The sequence below is a fragment of the Xanthomonas arboricola pv. guizotiae genome (assembly GCF_002940205.1).
Classification (GTDB): Bacteria; Pseudomonadota; Gammaproteobacteria; order Xanthomonadales; family Xanthomonadaceae; genus Xanthomonas; species Xanthomonas arboricola_C.
In genome coordinates this window covers 71196-89170 of record NZ_MDSK01000010.1, presented here as the reverse complement: position 1 = coordinate 89170, position 17975 = coordinate 71196, and the positions used below count along the sequence as shown (strand labels likewise).

The following is a 17975-nucleotide window of genomic DNA, read 5'->3' as shown; positions in this document are numbered from 1 at the left end:
GGGCTTTACCGGTAACGCCTCATCGCGCGCAAGCGCGCTCCTACGTTCGGGGGTTTCCTCACCGCAGCGGGCGTCTCGCTCCGATGCAAGCGTTTGCGTGGCTGGGCCAGCATGCATCGATGATCAACTCCATTTCCGCAGGACAGCGTGCGCTTCGTCGTGGCCGGCGCTCGCTGGCAGTTGCTGCTATCTCCTCACCGTTACAACCTGGCAGCGGCGACGTGTGTTCGACGATTTTCAGCTGGCCGCGTCAGCATGCCGCGCGTTCATCGCCGCGCTGCCAGAAGATGCCACGTTGCTTGCCTGGGTGCTGATGCCGGACCATGTCCATTGGCTGGTGCAGTTAGGCGATGTCACTCCGCTCGCGCGGACGGTGTCCTGCATGAAGGCAGCAAGCACGCGTGCAGTCAACCAGCAACGCGGGGTGCCCGCCGCGGTTTGGGCGCGGGCCTACCACGACCGCGGCCTGCGCAAGGACGACGATCTGCGCAGCGTGGCTCGTTACCTGATCGCCAACCCGCTGCGCGCCGGACTGGTCGAGCGGGTCGGCGACTATCCATTCTGGGATGCAATCTGGCTGCCGTAGGAGCGCGCTTGCGCGCGATGAGGCTTTCCCGGGAATGCCCAATCGCGCGCAAGCGCGCTCCTACGCCAGCGCTGCTTCGCCTGCGGCGACAGTGCTGCGCACTGTCTTTTCGATGCGATGCAAGCGACATGCAAGGGTCATTTTTAGTGGCTACGTTGGCGTGCTTTCTTATAGGCGCGGCGTCTTTGCTGCGCGATCGCAGGATTCCATGCAGCGCTCCGATTCGTACCGTTTGCACCTGTCCGTTCTCGCCGTTGCCATTGCGGCGTGCTCGCCAGCTCCGCACGCGCGTGCCAACGAGCGTGCGGCCATTCCAGTCGACGCTTCAGCTCAAACGGCTGCTGCGGCCATGACCACGACCGCGGGCGCATCAGCGAGCGCAGCTACAACTACAGCTACATCTACATCTACAGATACAACCAATAATGACGAGACAACCACGCCCGCGGCTGAAGTTGCGACTGCAAGGAAACGTTCTTCATTGCCAGCAGATACATCCGCTGATTCCATAGACCCTGCATCGCCTGCATCGCCTGCATCGCCTGCATCGTCCACTTCGCCTGCATCACCCACGTCGCCTGCATCGGCACAACGCGAGGTATCCACTGGCGACGCAGCGGCCACCACCAGAACCGGCATGCAGACCCTCGACGCCATGCAGGTCACCGGCGTGCGCCGTGCCAATGCCGCCGCGGTGGAAAGCAAGCGCGCGGCGACCAACATCACCGATGTGATCAGCGCCACCGACGTGCGCGCCTTGCCCGACAGCACCATCGTCGAAGCGCTGCGCCGCGTGCCCGGCCTGTCGGTATTGCCGGCCACCGATAACGAACATCCGCGCGACGAGGCCGCCACACCGGTCTTGCGCGGCCTGGGCCCGTCCTACAACAACGTCACCATCGATGGGCTGACCATTGCCTCGCCCGGCACGCCGAACGGCACGCTTGGCTCGATCACCCGCGGCGTGCGTCTGGACCTGCTGCCGGCGTCGATGGTCAGCGAACTGCAGGTGGTCAAGACCTTCACGCCCGACCTGGACCCCAACGCAACGGGCGGGGCGATCAACCTCAAGACGCGCAGCGCGTTCGAAAACGGCGGCAAGCCCTTCTTCAGTGCCGAAGCCGCGCTGGGCCACGCCAACGATGTCGGCAAGCCGCGCGACCAGGACGACCCCGGCTATCGTCTGAACGCCACCGGCAGCCGTACCTTCGGCAGCGAGCAGCAGTACGGGGTCACCCTGTCGGCCAACTACCAGACGCTGAGCAGCTACACCGAAACCCATATGACCACCGACACGGTGCATTACGGGTTCTACGACAACAACGGCGTGCTGCAGACCGGCGCCAATCTCGGCAATGGCTGGGCGGTGCCGCAGCAGGACAAGTACTGGTACGTGCAGAACCAGCGCGACCGCTATGGCGTCACCGGCAAGTTCGAAGTGCATCCCAGTGCCGCCCTGGAAGCCCATGCAACGGCCGGTTACTACTATTTCAAGGACAACATGGAGCGCAACGAGGTCATCATCGACCCGCGCAACCGTGGCCAGGTGTTCAATCAGACCGCCACCTCCGGCAGCTATCCCGGCGGCGACATCGAGGTGGGCTATTCCAACCAGATCGTCACCACGCGCACCAAGGTCGCGCAGCTGGGCACGATCTGGCGGCCCACCGATCGGCAACAGTTCTCCGCGCGCAGCGCCTGGTCGGATGCGACCTACGACGAGCCGATCCGCATGATCAAATATGCCACCGGCATCACCCGCGCCGCACCGGTACCGGTGGGCCAGACCGGCAGCGGTGTGACCATCAATGCCACGCCCAACTACGCATTCAACTACGACACCTCCGGCTTCGATCAGCGCTTCGGGGTATCGCCGCAGGCCTACAACGATCTGGGCAACTACAGCCTGTCGTACTGGCGCCCGGACTACAAACGCACTGCGGCCGATCGCATCCTCACCGGCCGGCTGGATTACGGTTTCAACCAGGGCGAGAGCGATCAGGGCATCGGCTTTGCCGCAGGCGTGTCGTACACCACCGACAAGCCGTCCTACGACATCTATCGCGTCGAGTATCAGCCCAATGCCAGTGCGCCGGCGTTCGGCCTGGCCGATGTGGCGGGCACCGGCCGGGCGCCGATGCGCTATGCCGGTTTGAACCTGATCACCATCGATCCAGACAAGGCCCATCGCGCATTGGCTGCACCGCCGCTGAGCGCGTTCAACAGCACCGACCAGCAGGCCTTCAGCAATCAGGACAACTTCACCCACGCCGAAAAGACCTTCGGCAGCTATGGGCTGGTGAGCTATCGCAGCGATCGGCTCAACGTACAGGCCGGTGTGCATTTCGACAGCACCAAGCTGGACACGGTGGGGCGCCAGCGCCAACTCGATGCCGCCAGCAACCGCTACGTCTATGTCGATAACCCGACCACTGCGGATTACCACTATCTGCTGCCTTCGGCCATCATGACCTACCACCTGACCGATGCACTGGATCTGCGCGCCGGCGCAAGCCGCACGCTCGGCCGCCCGCCATACGATGCGTACGCGGCGCGCACCTCGATCGGCTTCGTCAACACGGCCGATGCCGGCAACCCGAATGCGCAAGGCGTCACCGTCACCATCGGCAACTCGGACATCAAGCCGCGCGTGTCCAATAACCTGGATCTGTCGCTGGAATGGCGCCTGCCCGGCGATTTCGACGCGTTCGCGTCCACGGCCGTGTTCGACAAGCGCATCCAGGACGAGATCTTTACGCTTTCGCGCACCGACAGCTTCACGTTCGACGGCACCACCTACGCCAACGCGTTGATCAGCACGCCGGCAAATGCCGCCAAGGCGCGTATCCGCGGGGTGGAATTCAACGGCATCGTCAACACCCTGGCGCCGATCGCGCCGTGGCTGAGTGGAGTCGGTTTCAGCGCGAATGTTGCGGTGCTCGATGGCAGCCTGGATGTGCCCTACAGCGTTGGCAGCGGCAACAATGTGAGTCAGCGCGAGCGCAAGCTCGACAACCTGGTCGGACAGCCCGATTACACCGCCAACGCCACGCTGTTCTATAACACCGGCGGGCTGGAGCTGCGCGCGGCCTACAATCGCCAGGGCAAGGCCTTGCGTGCCATCGTCAGCAATATCGACTGGCAGGACCTGTATTGGTCGCCGCGTTCGCAGCTGGATGTCACCGCGACCTATGCGATCAGCAAACAGCTCAGCCTGATCGGCCAGGTCAGCAACCTCACCCACAGCCGCATCACCAGCGTGACCGGCCCCGGGCAGAACCTGCTCAAGGACAGTTATTCGGTACCCACGACGTATTGGTTCGGCTTGCGCTTTACGCCGACATTCTAGGCGCGGCGAAGCTGGCATGACGAGTAGAGCCCAGGTAGGTGCGTGCAGTGCGTGGAAATCAAGATGTGCACCTGGCAGATGCCATGCCGCGTGCCGACCGCGCTCACCTGACGGTAGCGCAATGGTTCTGTTAACCCCTTCATAGTGGAGTTGTTCGATGAGCTTACGTACTGCCGCCACCGTCGCGGCCATGCTGTGCGCGGCACTGGCCACCCATGCGAGCGCGGCGCCCACCGGCGTGGCCGCAATCCAGGCCCGGCTGACCAATCCTGACGGCGGCATCGTGGTGGTGGCCCATCGCGGTTGCCACGCGCCGGCACCGGAACATGGTTTCAAGGACAGCGCACCGGAGAACTCACTGGCCGCGCTGGAGCGCTGCATCGCCATCGGCGCCGACGTGATGGAAACCGATGTGCGGCGTGCCGCCGATGGCACCCTGGTGATGCTGCACGACGCCACCGTGGACCGCACCACCGATGGCACCGGCAAGCTGTCCGAGCTGACGCTGGCCGACCTGCAGAAACTGCGCCTGCGCAGCGATGAAGGTGGTGCGCAGGCGCCGCTGACTAACCAGCGCTTGGTCACGCTCGAGCAGATGCTCGCCAAGGCCAAGGGGCACATCCTGCTCAACCTCGACGTCAAGGATGCGATCTATGTGCAGGTGGTCGACGCAGTCGCGCGTGCCGGCATGCAGCACCAGGTGATCGTCAAGGCCGAAGCCGGCATCGCCACGCCGCCACTGGCGGCGATGCCGCCGTTCGACACCGTGTATTTCTTCCCGATCCTGATCAACGCCCATGGCAATGCCGACCTGGCCGCGATCGCCACTGCGCAGACCCGCAACGCGCATCCGGTCGCGTTCGAGCTGCCCAAGATGACAGCAGCGCAATTGCCGGCGTTGGTTGCAGTGAGCAAGGCACACAAGGTGCGGCTGATGGTCAACTCGCTGTGGGACGGCTTCATTGCCGGCTACGGTGGCGACGCCGATGCCGCGCGCGATCCCGACAAGGTGTGGGGCCGTCTTTACCGCGAGGGCGTGTCGATCATCCAGACCGACGCGCCGGAAGCCTTGCTGCGCTATCGCGCCAAGCTCGAAAAACGCTGAGCGCACGACATCATTGGTGACGCCGTGTGGTCCGGCTTCTCCCGCGGTCGTGGCGAAGCTACGCTGAGCTTCCGCGACCGCCGAGGCGCAGAAACGTGGGCCGGCACCAGGTGATTGGCGCTGCGCCAGTGGCCTAAACGCGTTTTGCGCTGCATGCTTGGCATGATGGATGAGCGATCGCAGGCACAGACAGGAACAGAACGGACGCAGCAGCGCCCGCAAGTGCCGAGGCACCAGGTCCGAAACGGACGTCGCTGGTTGAGCTGGCTACGCTGGAGCGCCGTGGCACTGTTGTCTGCGGTGTTGCTGCTGGACCTGGCATTCCCACTGCCGCTGCCCAGATCACGGGACACCTCCACGCTGGTGGTGGCACGCGATGGCACGCCGCTGCGCGCATTCGCCGACCGCAACGGGGTGTGGCGTTATCCGGCCAGCCCGCAGAGTGTGTCGCCGCTGTATCTGCAGGCGCTGCTCAATTACGAGGACCGCTGGTTCTGGCGCCATCCCGGAGTCAACCCGTGGGGCTTGTTGCGTGCCGGCGGGCAGTGGATCGGGCAGGGGCACATCGTCTCCGGCGGTTCGACGTTGACCATGCAGGTGGCGCGCATCCTCGACCCGCATACGCGCACGCCGTGGGGCAAGGCCAAGCAGCTGCTGCGCGCGCTGCAGCTGGAAGCGCACCTGAGCAAGCGCGAGATTCTGACGCTGTATCTGGAGCGCGCGCCCTATGGCGGCACCATCGAAGGCGTGGAAGCGGCCAGCTGGGCGTACCTGGGCAAGCCGGCCAAGGCCTTGTCGCAGGCCGAAGCTGCGTTGCTGGCGGTATTGCCGCAATCGCCCAGCCGCCTGCGCCCGGATCGCCATCCCGAGGCCGCGCAACGCGCGCGCGACAAGGTGCTCGATCGCATGGTGGAGCTGGGCGTGTGGTCGCGCGCGCAGGTGGACGATGCGCGGATCGAACCGGTGGTGACGCGCTCGCTCAAACCGCCGTTGCATGCGGCGCTGCTCGCGCAGCGGTTGCACAGCGCGCAACCGCGCGCGGCACGCATCGTGACCACGCTGGATGTGGAACTGCAGCGCACCCTGGAAGAACGCGTCACCACATACTTTTCGCAGCTGCCCGAGCGCACCTCCGCGGCATTGCTGGTGGTGGACAATGCCACCATGGAAGCGCGCGCCTATGTCGGCTCGGCCAGCTTCGGCGATCGCAAGCGGCTGGGGCATGTGGACATGGTGCAGGCCTGGCGCTCGCCCGGTTCCACGCTCAAGCCGTTCCTGTACGGCATGGCGCTGGACGATGGGTTGATCCACTCCGAAAGCCTGTTGGTGGATGCGCCGCAGAGTTTTGGCAGTTATCGGCCCGGCAATTTCGATGCGGCGTTCAATGGGCCGGTGAGCGCGACGACGGCGTTGCGGTTGTCGCTGAACGTGCCGGCAGTGGACCTGCTCGACCGGATCGGCCCGGCGCGGTTTGCCGCGCGGCTGTCCAATGCCGGGATCGCGCTGCGCTTTGCGCACGGCAGCGTGCCCAATCTGGCGCTGATCCTGGGTGGCACGGGCGCGCAATTGCAGGAACTGGTCGGTGCGTTTGCGGCGCTCAATCGTGGCGGCATCGCCGGGCGCGTGCGCTACACACCGGACGATCCGCGCATCGAGCGCCGGCTGATGTCGCCGGGTGCGGCCTGGATCGTGCGCGAGATCCTGCAACGCAATCCGCGCCCCGGTTACGGCAGCGGCACCTTCGACACCGCCACGCGCCCGGGCGTGGCCTGGAAGACCGGCACCAGCTACGGCTACCGCGATGCCTGGGCGATCGGCGGCACGCGTCGCTACACGGTCGGGGTGTGGGTGGGGCGTCCGGACGGCACGCCGCTGCCGGGCCAGTACGGCGCCGTCACCGCACTGCCGCTGATGTTCGAAGTCATCGATGCCTTGCCGCGCAGCGCCGGCGATAGCGCGCCGGCGCCGATGCCGGCCACCGTGCAGGCGCTGGACATCTGCTGGCCGCTCGGCGGCGCGGCCGAGCAGACACCGGCTGTGCAATGCGCACGCCGTGCCGACGCCTACGTACTCGATGGCGCAGTGCCGCCCACCTTTGCCGAGCGCGATGCGCGGCTATGGCAAAGCGGGCAGCTGCATTTCGACGTGGATGCGCGCAGCGGCCAGCGGCTGTCGCAGGAGTGCAGCCAGGCGCATGAACGCGTGCCGCATGCAGTGGCGCGCTGGCCGGCATTGGTGTCGCCCTGGCTCAGTGCCGCCGAGCGCAAAGCCGCGCAACTGCCGCCACTTGCGGCGGACTGTCTGCCGGATGGGCGCATGACCGGTGGCGGTGTGCTGCGTATCGACGGGCTGAGCGATCGCGCCACGCTGGCACGTGCCAACGCCACCTCGCGTCCGGTGCGCCTGCAACTGCGTGCCCTGGGCAGCGACGCGCGCATCGACTGGTTGCTGGACGGCCGCTGGATCGCACAGACCAACGCACGCCAGGGATTTCAGCGCGAATTTGCCGAGGTCGGCACGCATACGCTCACCGCAATGGCCAGTGACGGTGCATGGACGCAGCTGCGCTTTCGCGTCTTGCGCTGACCGCGCACGTGCTGCGCCCGGCCAGCATGCACACACCCGTAGGAGCGCACCTGGGCGCGATGGGGCGTTACCGGGAATGCCCCATCGCGCCCGGGTGCGCTCCTACGGTATCCAGCGGTTTCATCATCGAGTCGATTTCAAGCTCGACTTCAATTTCCATGGCGATGAGCGACGCCGCTCATCGATCGCAACGCATCGCTGCATTGCAATCACCCGGCTCACTCGCCGATCCAGCCTTCCAGCATGTCCGCGAACTCGTCGGCGTGCTCTTCTTCCTGGGCCAGATGGCCAGTGACGGTGCATGGACGCAGCTGCGCTTTCGCGTCTTGCGCTGACCGCGCACGTGCTGCGCCCGGCCAGCATGCACACACCCGTAGGAGCGCACCTGGGCGCGATGGGGCGTTACCGGGAATGCCACGTCGCGCCCGGGTGCGCTCCTACGGTATCCAGCGGTTTCATCATCGAGTCGATTTCAAGCTCGACTTCAATTTCCATGGCGATGAGCGACGCCGCTCATCGATCGCAACGCATCGCTGCATTGCAATCACCCGGCTCACTCGCCGATCCAGCCTTCCAGCATGTCCGCGAACTCGTCGGCGTGCTCTTCTTCCTGGGCCAGATGGCCAGTGACGGTGCATGGACGCAGCTGCGCTTTCGCGTCTTGCGCTGACCGCGCACGTGCTGCGCCCGGCCAGCATGCACACACCCGTAGGAGCGCACCCGGGCGCGATGGGGCGTTACCGGGAATGCCCCATCGCGCCCGGGTGCGCTCCTACGGTATCCAGCGGTTTCATCATCGAGTCGATTTCAAGCTCGACTTCAATTTCCATGGCGATGAGCGACGCCGCTCATCGATCACAACGCATCGCTGCATTGCAATCACCCGGCTCACTCGCCGATCCAGCCTTCCAGCATGTCCGCGAACTCGTCGGCGTGCTCTTCTTCCTGGGCCAGGATGTCTTCCAGGATGCGCTTGGTGGTGGTGTCCTTGTCGCCGATGAAATCGATCATCTCGCGGTAGCTGTCGATGGCGATGCGCTCGGCGATCAGGTTTTCCTTGACCATGTCGCGCAGGTCGCTGCCTTCCTTGTATTCGGCATGCGAGCGCTTGGTCAGCGTGTCCGGGTTGAGGTCCGGTTCGCCTCCCAGCTGCACGATGCGCTCGGCGAGCCTGTGTGCATGCGCCTGTTCCTGCTGCGCATGCTCCAGGAACTCGCCCTTGACCGCGTCGGCAAGCATGCCCTTGGCCATGAAATAGTGGCGGTAATACCGCAGGGTGCACACGTACTCGGTGGCCAGTGCGGTGTTGAGCAGCTCGATCACCGCCTCGCGGTCGGCGTGGTAGCTCTCGGTGATGGCGCCGTCTTCGATGCTCTGGCGTGCGCGGCTGCGCAAGGTGGCGGTATCGGTGATGCCGTCGGGGAGTTGCTTGGCTGGCTGGGTAGACATGGCTGGCCGGTTTCCTTGTGAGTGGTTGGGGGGAATCAATGCATCAATCTGGCAGGTGCTGCAGCACGTAATCGGCGGCAGACACCTTGAATTCGCCAGGCTCTTCGACGAACAAGGCCTTGACCACGGCGTCGTCGGCATACAGTGCATAGCGGCGCGAGCGCAGGCCCATGCCCGAGCCGCTGGCGTCGATCTCCAGGCCCAGCGCGCGGGCCAGTTCGGCGTTGCCGTCGGGCAGCAGGTGCAGACCGTCGGGGATCAGCTGGCTACGGCCCCAGGCTTGCATCACGAACGGGTCGTTGACCGCGGTGCACAGCACCTCGATGCCGCGTTTGCGGAATGCGTCGAAGTGCTCCACATAGCCCGGCAGGTGCTTGGCCGAGCAGGTCGGGGTGAACGCGCCCGGCACCGCGAACAGCAGCACCTTGCGGCCGGCGAACAGGCTGTGGGTGTCGACCGCCTCGATGCCCTCGCGCAGGCGCTTGAGCACGACTTCGGGAATGCGGTCACCAACGTGGATGGTCATCGGGCGGGCTCCTGTGGCTGAACGAAGTCTAGAAAGGGGCGGGGGAAAAGCGCGTCAACGCGCTTGAAATCCGCAGCGGCACGCCTATCTGACGCACATGGCCGGCGCAACGGCGCGCGCCGCGGCAGCCGGCCCCTCACCCAACCTTTTGGAGGCTCGCAATGAACGTCGTTCGTTATCCCCAGTGGCCCACCCATGCGCTGCAGAACGAGATCAAGCACGTGTTCGACCGTTTCTTCGAGCAGAACGGCGACACCGACGAATCGGCGGTGGTGACCGCGCAGTGGGTGCCGCGCGTGGACATCAAGGAAGAGGCCAACCACTTCGTGCTGTATGCCGACCTGCCGGGCATCGACCCCGGCCAGATCGAGGTGCAGATGGACAAGGGCATCCTGTCGATCAAGGGCGAGCGCAAGGGCGAGTCCAGCACCGAGACCGAGCGCTTCTCGCGCATCGAGCGCCGCTACGGCAGCTTCCACCGCCGCTTTGCGCTGCCCGACAGTGCCGACCCGGACGGCATCACCGCCACCGGGCACAACGGCGTGCTGGAAATCCGCATCCCCAAGCGCCCGGCGGCCACCCCGCGCCGCATCCAGGTCGGCAACGGCCAGGATCCGGCCGGCAATACGGTGCAGTAAGCCAGCAAAACCTGGAGCGGAGCGGCATGCTTCGCTTCCCGGCGGCAACCGCACCGTAGAATAGCTGCGGTTGCCCGCCCGGCTGCGATATGACCGGCTCGTGGCCTCGGCTGCGGGCCGTTTTTTTTCAGAGGTGATTAGATGGAATTCAAGGATTACTACGCAACGCTGGGCGTGGAGCCCAGCGCGGGCGATGCGGAGATCAAGACTGCCTACCGCCGGCTGGCGCGCAAGTACCACCCCGATGTCAGCAAGGAGGCTGGCGCCGAAGACAAGTTCAAGGCGATCAACGAAGCCTACGAGGCGCTGCGCGACCCCGCCAAGCGCAAGGCCTACGACCAGCTCAAGGCACAGGGCTTCCGCCCGGGCGACGAGTTCCAGGCTCCGCCCAGCTACGGCGGTGGGCAGGGCTACGACTTCGAGGAGGTGTTCGGCAACGGCGGCGCCGGTGGCGGCTTCAGCGATTTCTTCGAAAGCCTGTTCGCCAGCCAGCGCGGCGGCCGGCCGCGTGGCCCGGGCGCCGGTGCAGGCGCGGGTCCGCAGGCGCGCGGCGACACCCGCGCCAAGCTGGCGGTGCCGCTGGAAGCGGTGTATGCGGGCGACAGCGTGCGCATCACCATCAACGGCAAGCAGCTGGATGTGCGCGTGCCCAAGGGCGTGCAGCCTGGCCAGGTAATCCGCCTGAGCGGGCAGGGCAATGGTGGCGGCAACCTGCTGCTGGAGATCGAGTACGCCGCGCACCCCCAGTTCGAGGTGGACGGGCGCAACATCCTGTACACCCTGCAGGTCATGCCCTGGCAGGCGGCACTGGGCACCACCATCAGCGTGCCGACCCTGGGCGGGTCGGTGGAGTTGAAGGTGCCGGCCGATTCGGACGCCGGGCGCAAGCTGCGCCTGCGCGGCCGCGGCCTGCCGGGCATCACGCCGGGCGACCAGATCGTGGAGCTGGAAATCCTGGCCCCGGCCCCCACCGACGATGCGCAGAAGAAGGCCTACCGCAACCTGGCCAAGGCGTTCGGCGAATCGGTGTAGGCCGCGTGGGTCGAGGCGGGGATGAGGTGGGGGGTCGGCAGGCAGGTGGCGCGCCAGTGAACGTCGATCTGCGCGGTTAATCGCCGCCGTCCCCTCATCCGGCGCTGCGCGCCACCTTCTCCCGATGGGAGAAGGGAGCAATCGCCCTCTTCGTGGAGGGATTGGGGTGGGGGTTCGGCAGGCAGGTGGCGCGCCAGTGAACGTCGATCTGCGCGGTTAATCGCCGCCGTCCCCTCATCCGGCGCTGCGCGCCACCTTCTCCCGAGGGGAGAAGGAAGCAGTCGTCTCTCTTCTGGTGAAGGATTGAGGGCGGGGCAGCATGCACGCGATGCAGCGGTGAACGACCTTCTGCGACGTTGTTGAATCCAGTTGCCCCCTGTGCAACGTAGTACGCGTTGACCAGGGCAACAGCAACGCGCCACCGGATCGCACTTCGCAACAGCTATCGCCGGGCGCACCGCCTGGCCCAGCTACCGAAAGCGCGGCCGGCGCACTACACTCGCCGCGCACACTAGGGGAAACACATGGCACGCATTCTGATCGTCGACGACTCGCCGTCGCAGCTGCTGGGGATTCAGCGCATCGTCGAGAAGCTGGGTCACGAAACCATCACCGCAACCGATGGTGCTGCCGGCGTGGAAGCGGCCAAGTCCTCGCTGCCGGATCTGGTGCTGATGGATGTGGTGATGCCCAACCTCAACGGCTTCCAGGCCACGCGCACGCTCAAGCGCGAGCCGACCACCCAGCACATCCCGGTGATCCTGGTGACCACCAAGGACCAGGACACCGATCGCATGTGGGGCATGCGCCAGGGCGCGCGCGCCTACATCACCAAGCCGTTCTCCGAAGACGAGTTGCTGGAAGTGATGGAGCGCGTGTTCAACCAGAAAGACGAACCGCCGACCGTCTAAGCGCGCCGGCGAGGTGCGACCGGGGCGCGGCTTCGTTCTGCAATGAGTGATTCCGTTCCGCGCGTTTCCCTGTGCGCCAAGCCGGCGCTGGCCGCGGCTGGCGCGATCGACGAAGGCATGCGCATGGGGCCGCGTTCGACCGCGTCGGGGCAGTGCCACCCGCCACCGGACGCTGATGCCACAACCAACTGCGCGACCTTGCCATCTGCACGTGGGTGCTCTCAGGCCATCGGCTGCATCCGGCACGACTGCCCGCAGGCGGCAGGGGGACTGCAGGCAGGTCCGGTTGTGTTGCGTGCCAGGCCGCGCGCGTCTGATGCGTGTCGGCCTCCAGGCGCGGCGCTACGGCGCGACATGCGCAAGGCCTGCGGAAGACGGCCCGATGGCGATTTCGCTTCCGGCGCACGCGTATCAACACTGTGACCGGCAACGCATCCGTTGCGCAGCCTGGCCGTGATCCCGCTTGAGCCAGCGTCGCCCGACGTTGAATCGGCAGACCGACAGGCGCCGCGCGTCCGCGAGCATCGCGCCGCCACCGGCAGCAACGCCTATCCAAGGCCGCCCGCCTCCGCCTTGTCTGCCCCGAACTGCCAAGGCCAGCACGCGTGCGGCTCTCCGGCCCCCGGGACTGCGTCGACACCGTGCCTGGACCGGACCGGGCCCTGCCGTCGCCCGATGCGTCGCCGTTCGATCCACCCCAGCGGCTAAACCGGGATGCGCCAATCGGGGCCTTTCAAAACGGTCGGTCTGCCCCATCTAGTAGAATCATCGAATCACACAACACGGCGGCACTGCGGGACTGGCCCGCACAGCCCCTCGATCATGGAGCGTGCATGGCCTGGAACACACCCGGCAACAAGGGCGGAGACGGCCCGGACCCCAACCGTCGCAGGTCCTGGGGCCCGCGCGGTGGTGGCAACGGTGGTGGCTGGGGCAATCTGCCCGCCCCGTTGAAGGAGCTGTTCGACGGCGGCGTGGGGCGCTGGATTCTGGTCGCGGTGGTGCTGATGGTGCTGTTCTCCAGCTTCCAGCTCATCGGCGAGCAGCAGCGCGGCGTGGTGCTGCGCTTCGGCCAGTTCTCGCGCATCCTGCAGCCCGGCCCGAACTTCAAGCTGCCCTGGCCGGTCGAGTCGGTGCGCAAGGTCAACGCCACCGAGATCAAGACCTTCAGCAACCAGGTGCCGGTGCTGACCCGCGACGAGAACATCGTCAACGTCTCGCTCAACGTGCAGTACCAGATCAGCGACCCGCGCAAGTACCTGTTCGGTTCGCGCAATGCCGACCTGGTGCTGGAGCAGGCCGCGCAAAGCGCCGTGCGTGAGCAGGTGGGGCGTTCCGACCTCAATACCGTGCTCAACAATCGCGGCCCGCTGGCCATCGCCTCCAAGGACCGCCTGCAGGCGGCACTGGATGCCTACAACACGGGTCTGTCCGTCACTGGTGTGACCCTGCCGGACGCGCGTCCGCCGGAAGAAGTGAAGCCGGCCTTCGACGAGGTCAACGGCGCCCAGCAGGTGCGCGAGCGCCTGATCAACGAAGCCCAGGCCTACGCCGCCAAAGTGGTGCCCGAGGCACGCGGCCAGGGTGCGCGCACCCGCACCGGCGCCGAAGGCTACAAGCAGGCGGTGATCTCCAGGGCCGAGGGCGACGCCGATCGCTTCACGCTGTTGCAGGAGCAGTACGCCAACGCCCCCGAGGTCACGCGCAAGCGCCTGTGGTTGGAAACCGTGCAGAAGGTGCTGTCGGAGAACCGCAAGGTGATCGGCAGCGATGGCCGCCAGGTCATCTATGTGCCGCTGCCGGCCGACGCCGGCAAGTCCGCCAGCAACAGCGGTGCTGCGGGCAACGGCGGCATGCCGTCGATGGTGCCGCAGGATGTGCTGTTGAATCCGCCGCAAACCAGTGGCGGCAGCGAGGGCATCCGCAATCCGGAGCGCGGCCCGCGCCCGACCGGCCGTGAGGGAACCGAATAATGAAGAATTCGCTAGTCATCGGCCTGGTCGTCGCCGTGTTGCTGACCCTGATGGGCTCGGTGTTCGTGGTGCGCGAGGACCAGACCGCCATGGTGCTCAACCTGGGCCGTGTGGTGCGAGCCGACCTCAAGCCCGGCCTGCACTTCAAGATCCCGGTGGTGGAGTCGGTGCGCGTGTTCGACCGCCGCTTCCAGGTGCTGGACACCGCCCCGGCGCGCTACTTCACCGCCGAGCAGAAAGACGTCAGCGTGGACTTCTTCGCCATCGGCTACATCTCCGATGTGCGGGCGTTCTATCGCGCCACCGGTGGCGAGGAGTCGGTCGCCAATTCGCGCCTGGCGCCGATCATCACCGATTCGCTGCGTAACCAGATCAACTCGCGCACCCTGCAGCAGCTGGTCTCCGGCGACCGCAGCGAGTTGATCGCCAACCAGCTCAAGGGCATCAACGGCGCGATCAAGGGCTTAGGGATGCAGATCACCGACCTGCGCATCAAGCAGATCGACCTGCCGACCGACAGCAAGGTCATCACCGACGTCTACGAGCGCATGCGCGCCCAGCGCAAGCAGGAAGCCAGCAAGCTGCGCGCCGAAGGCGAGGAGCAGGCCCTGACCATCCGCGCCCAGGCCGACCGCGAGTCCACCGTGATCGTGGCCGACGCCGAGCGCGATGCGCAGAAGCTGCGCGGCGAAGGCGACGCCGAGGCCGCCCGCATCTACGGCCAGGCCGGTGCCAAGGATCCGTCGTTCTACGCGTTCTATCGCAGCCTGGAGGCGTACCGCGGCTCCATGACCGACGGCAACGGCGTGGTGGTGCTGGACAAGAACGACCCGTTCCTGCAGTACCTCAAGAGCGATCGTTGATCGCTCTGCGCTGAATCGACAACGCCNCGACGGGCCTTACCGGGGATGCCAGTCGCGCCCAGGTGCGCTCCTACGCATGGCACATGTGGCGGATGGATCGGGCGCATGGCGCTTCGTGCACTGCGATGCCGATGGGTAGGTCCGGAATCCGCAGCTGCCTGGAGCGCCTCTTCCGTCGTGTTGGTCAGACCCGGCCCGGTAGGAGCGCACCCGGGCGCGACGGGCCTTACCGGGGATGCCAGTCGCGCCCAGGTGCGCTCCTACGCATGGCAGATGTGGCCGATGGATCGGGCGCATGGCGCTTCGTGCACTGCGATGCCGATGGGTAGGTCCGGAATCCGCAGCTGCCTGGAGCGCCTCTTCCGTCGTGTTGGCCAGACCCGGCCCGGTAGGAGCGCACCCGGGCGCGACGGGCCTTACCGGCGGACCCCGCTGATTGCCTTTGACAATCAGTCGTCATATGGATTCCCCCTAGCGCAGAACGCGGCAACCGCCGATATCCCGTGTGGTCCAAGGCCGCCAGCATCGCGCCATGACCAACATCGACTCCCCAGGGCATCGCGCGCTGCGCCGCGGCAGGCAGTCTTCGCCCAACAGCGTTTACCTGCTGACCACCACGACATGGCAGCGTCGCGCCGTATTCGCCGATTTCCTGCTCGCAGCAACCGCCTGCCGGGCATTCACCGCAGCAACGCCTCGCGATGCCAGGCTGCTGGCCTGGGTGTTGATGCCGGATCATGCACACTGGCTGTTGCAGCTGGGGAGCGTCACCGCGTTGGCCGACGCCGTGTCCCGGATGAAAGCGTGCGCAGCGCGTTCGGTGAACGATCAGCGGCAGCATCACGCACCGGTCTGGAGCCGCAGCTACCACGACCACGCGTTGCGCAAAGACGACGACCTGCACGCAGCCGCGCGTTACCTCATCGCCAATCCGCTCCGGGCCGGGCTGGTCACCCACATCGGCGATTATCCGTTCTGGGACGCGATCTGGCTCTGAGCGTCGAGCCGCCAGCAGGCCTAGTGCATGCCCACCGTTTGCCGCGCGCCGCCGCGTAGGAGCGCACCTGGGCGCGACCGGCTTTACCGGGAATGCCTGTCGCGCCCGGGTGCGCTCCTACTGGGTGGGTTTGTCGGGGGCGCCTGTCGTGGATTGGGCGATGGTGCTTTGGGCGGTCTGCCGGTTTGACTAGGCTCGCTACGTTGCCGCGTAGGAGCGCACCTGGGCGCGACGGCCTCAACGGTAATGCCGGTCGCGCCCAGGTGCGCTCCTACGAGCCATTGGGGTTGGCGCGACGGGATCTCCCGGGCTAGGGGCCGGCAGCGCTCGGAGCACCGCGCAACCGACGGCCAGCCGCAATCTGACCCGCCCCCGATCCGCCGGCCGCCAGGGGTAGTGCACGTCACCGGAAACCCGGATAATGCACAAAAGCCGGCCGGGCACGCTCACACAGGGCACCTCGTTCGGCTTTTTCCGTGTCAGGGCTTCACGCGCCGCTGCAACGCTCCCCGATGGAGCCGCGCGCCAGGCGGCGCCGCCAGCCGTGAACCGGTCCCATCCCGCGGCCCCGATGGCCGCAGCAAAACTCAGGAGTTCACCCGTCATGGGTCAGTCAGTTGTGGTGCTCGGTGCCCAGTGGGGCGATGAAGGCAAGGGCAAGATCGTCGATCTGCTTACCGAAGAAATCGGTGCGGTGGTCCGCTTCCAGGGTGGCCACAATGCCGGCCACACGCTCGTCATCAACGGCAAGAAGACCGTGTTGCATCTGATTCCGTCCGGCATCCTGCGCGACGACGCGCTGTGCCTGATCGGCAATGGCGTGGTGATCTCCCCGGCCGCGCTGATCAAGGAAATCAGCGAGCTGGAAGACGCCGGCGTGGAAGTACGCTCGCGCCTGAAGATCTCCCCGGCCGCGCCGTTGATCATGCCGTACCACATCGCCCTGGATCAGGCGCGCGAGAAGGCCGCCGGCGGCAAGGCCATCGGCACCACCGGCCGCGGTATCGGCCCGGCGTACGAAGACAAGGTCGCCCGCCGCGGTATCCGCATCGCCGACCTGCATTACCCGCCGCAGCTGGAAGAGCTGCTGCGCACCGCGCTGGATTACCACAACTTCGTGCTGACCAAGTACCTGGGCGTGGAAGCGGTGGACTTCCAGAAGACCTTCGACGAAGCGCTGGCCTTCGGCGACTACGTGCAGCCGATGAAGTCGGACGTGGCCGGCATCCTGCACGACCTGCGCAAGCAGGGGAAGCGCGTGCTGTTCGAAGGCGCGCAGGGCGCGTTGCTGGACATCGACCACGGCACCTATCCGTACGTCACCAGTTCCAACACCACCGTCGGCGGCGCACTGGCCGGCACCGGCGTGGGCGCCGATGCGATCGACTACGTGCTGGGCATCGCCAAGGCCTACGCCACTCGCGTCGGTGGCGGCCCGTTCCCGACCGAGCTGGACGACGCAGTGGGCCAGGGCATCCGCGACCGCGGTGCCGAGTACGGCGCCTCCACCGGCCGCCCGCGCCGCTGCGGCTGGATGGACATCGTCGCGCTCAAGCGCGCGGTGGCCATCAACGGCATCTCCGGCCTGTGCATCACCAAGCTCGACGTGCTCGACGGCATGGAAAAGCTCAAGGTCTGCATCGCCTACGAATACCGCGGCAAGCGTACCGAATACGCCCCGCTGGACGCGCAGGGCTGGGAAGAGTGCACCCCGGTGTACCTGGAGTTCCCGGGCTGGACCGAAAACACCCACGGCATCACCGAGTGGGACAAGCTGCCGGTGGCCGCGCGTGCCTACCTGCGCGCGCTGGAAGAACTGGCCGGCTGCCCGATCTCGATCGTCTCCACCGGCCCTGATCGTGATCACACGATGGTGCTGCAGGATCCGTTCGCCTGATCGGCTGACGCCAGACGCGGCATCGTCCAACGGCCCGGCTTGTCCGGGCCGTTGGCATTTGAG

13 protein-coding genes and 3 pseudogenes are annotated in these 17975 nt (G+C 66.3%); 11 read left to right on the top strand and 5 right to left on the bottom strand.

Annotated features, from left to right (window positions below; translation table 11 throughout):
- Positions 1 to 119: 119 nt before the first annotated feature.
- Positions 120 to 586, top strand: a pseudogene (locus tag XarbCFBP7408_RS08270) (REP-associated tyrosine transposase).
- A 330-nt stretch (positions 587 to 916) separates the two neighbouring features.
- On the opposite strand, the gene XarbCFBP7408_RS23090 reads toward XarbCFBP7408_RS08270, so the two are convergent.
- Positions 917 to 1225 carry a hypothetical protein gene (locus XarbCFBP7408_RS23090; protein WP_258072066.1) on the bottom strand — a complete coding sequence of 103 codons (309 nt, stop codon included), beginning with the start codon at positions 1223 to 1225 and terminating at the stop codon, positions 917 to 919.
- On the opposite strand from XarbCFBP7408_RS23090, the gene XarbCFBP7408_RS08265 reads away from it, so the two are divergent.
- The 3 genes from XarbCFBP7408_RS08265 to pbpC all read left to right on the top strand — a co-directional run bounded on the left by XarbCFBP7408_RS08265 (position 1224) and on the right by pbpC (position 7626).
- Complete coding sequence (locus XarbCFBP7408_RS08265) at positions 1224 to 3935, top strand: TonB-dependent receptor (protein ID WP_258072065.1); 2712 nt, start codon at positions 1224 to 1226, stop codon at positions 3933 to 3935. The genes XarbCFBP7408_RS23090 and XarbCFBP7408_RS08265 overlap by 2 nt on opposite strands.
- 157 nt (positions 3936 to 4092) lie before the next feature.
- A complete protein-coding gene (locus XarbCFBP7408_RS08260; protein WP_181106693.1) occupies positions 4093 to 5040 on the top strand; it encodes a glycerophosphodiester phosphodiesterase family protein in 948 nt (315 codons plus the stop codon).
- A 165-nt stretch (positions 5041 to 5205) separates the two neighbouring features.
- On the top strand, positions 5206 to 7626 hold the full coding sequence (pbpC, locus tag XarbCFBP7408_RS08255; protein WP_104562595.1) for a penicillin-binding protein 1C: 2421 nt from the start codon (positions 5206 to 5208) through the stop codon (positions 7624 to 7626).
- Between the two features lie 218 nt (positions 7627 to 7844).
- Here pbpC and XarbCFBP7408_RS08250 read toward each other — a convergent pair.
- From XarbCFBP7408_RS08250 to XarbCFBP7408_RS08235, 4 genes and pseudogenes are all read right to left on the bottom strand, one after another.
- A pseudogene (locus XarbCFBP7408_RS08250) lies at positions 7845 to 7910 on the bottom strand (bacterioferritin); the annotation flags it as partial.
- Between the two features lie 269 nt (positions 7911 to 8179).
- Positions 8180 to 8245: pseudogene (locus tag XarbCFBP7408_RS08245) on the bottom strand (bacterioferritin); the annotation flags it as partial.
- A 269-nt stretch (positions 8246 to 8514) separates the two neighbouring features.
- Positions 8515 to 9075 (bottom strand): ferritin-like domain-containing protein, encoded by a 561-nt coding sequence (locus XarbCFBP7408_RS08240; protein WP_104562545.1) that lies wholly within the window; start codon positions 9073 to 9075, stop codon positions 8515 to 8517.
- 43 nt (positions 9076 to 9118) lie between these two features.
- Positions 9119 to 9601, bottom strand: a complete 483-nt coding sequence (locus XarbCFBP7408_RS08235; RefSeq protein ID WP_016903926.1) for a peroxiredoxin — start codon at positions 9599 to 9601, stop codon at positions 9119 to 9121.
- Positions 9602 to 9762: 161 nt separating this feature from the next.
- Between XarbCFBP7408_RS08235 and XarbCFBP7408_RS08230 the strand changes: the two genes are divergently transcribed.
- From XarbCFBP7408_RS08230 to XarbCFBP7408_RS08200, 7 genes are all read left to right on the top strand, one after another.
- On the top strand, positions 9763 to 10239 hold the full coding sequence (locus XarbCFBP7408_RS08230) for an Hsp20/alpha crystallin family protein (protein ID WP_104562544.1): 477 nt from the start codon (positions 9763 to 9765) through the stop codon (positions 10237 to 10239).
- Positions 10240 to 10380: 141 nt separating this feature from the next.
- The gene (locus tag XarbCFBP7408_RS08225; RefSeq protein WP_104562543.1) at positions 10381 to 11271 is read left to right on the top strand and encodes a DnaJ C-terminal domain-containing protein; all 891 of its coding nucleotides are present in this window, start codon (positions 10381 to 10383) and stop codon (positions 11269 to 11271) included.
- A gap of 524 nt (positions 11272 to 11795) precedes the next feature.
- Positions 11796 to 12182 (top strand): twitching motility response regulator PilH, encoded by a 387-nt coding sequence (gene pilH, locus XarbCFBP7408_RS08220; RefSeq protein ID WP_024938599.1) that lies wholly within the window; start codon positions 11796 to 11798, stop codon positions 12180 to 12182.
- Between the two features lie 833 nt (positions 12183 to 13015).
- Entirely contained in the window at positions 13016 to 14155 is a 1140-nt protein-coding gene (hflK, locus tag XarbCFBP7408_RS08215) for an FtsH protease activity modulator HflK (protein WP_104562542.1), read from the top strand.
- A complete protein-coding gene (gene hflC, locus XarbCFBP7408_RS08210; protein ID WP_104562541.1) occupies positions 14155 to 15018 on the top strand; it encodes a protease modulator HflC in 864 nt (287 codons plus the stop codon). Before hflK ends, hflC begins: the two co-directional genes overlap by 1 nt.
- A gap of 532 nt (positions 15019 to 15550) precedes the next feature.
- Complete coding sequence (locus XarbCFBP7408_RS08205) at positions 15551 to 16015, top strand: REP-associated tyrosine transposase (protein ID WP_104562540.1); 465 nt, start codon at positions 15551 to 15553, stop codon at positions 16013 to 16015.
- Positions 16016 to 16619: 604 nt separating this feature from the next.
- Positions 16620 to 17912, top strand: coding sequence for an adenylosuccinate synthase (locus XarbCFBP7408_RS08200; RefSeq protein ID WP_104562539.1), 1293 nt, complete (start codon positions 16620 to 16622; stop codon positions 17910 to 17912).
- Positions 17913 to 17975 lie beyond the last annotated feature (63 nt).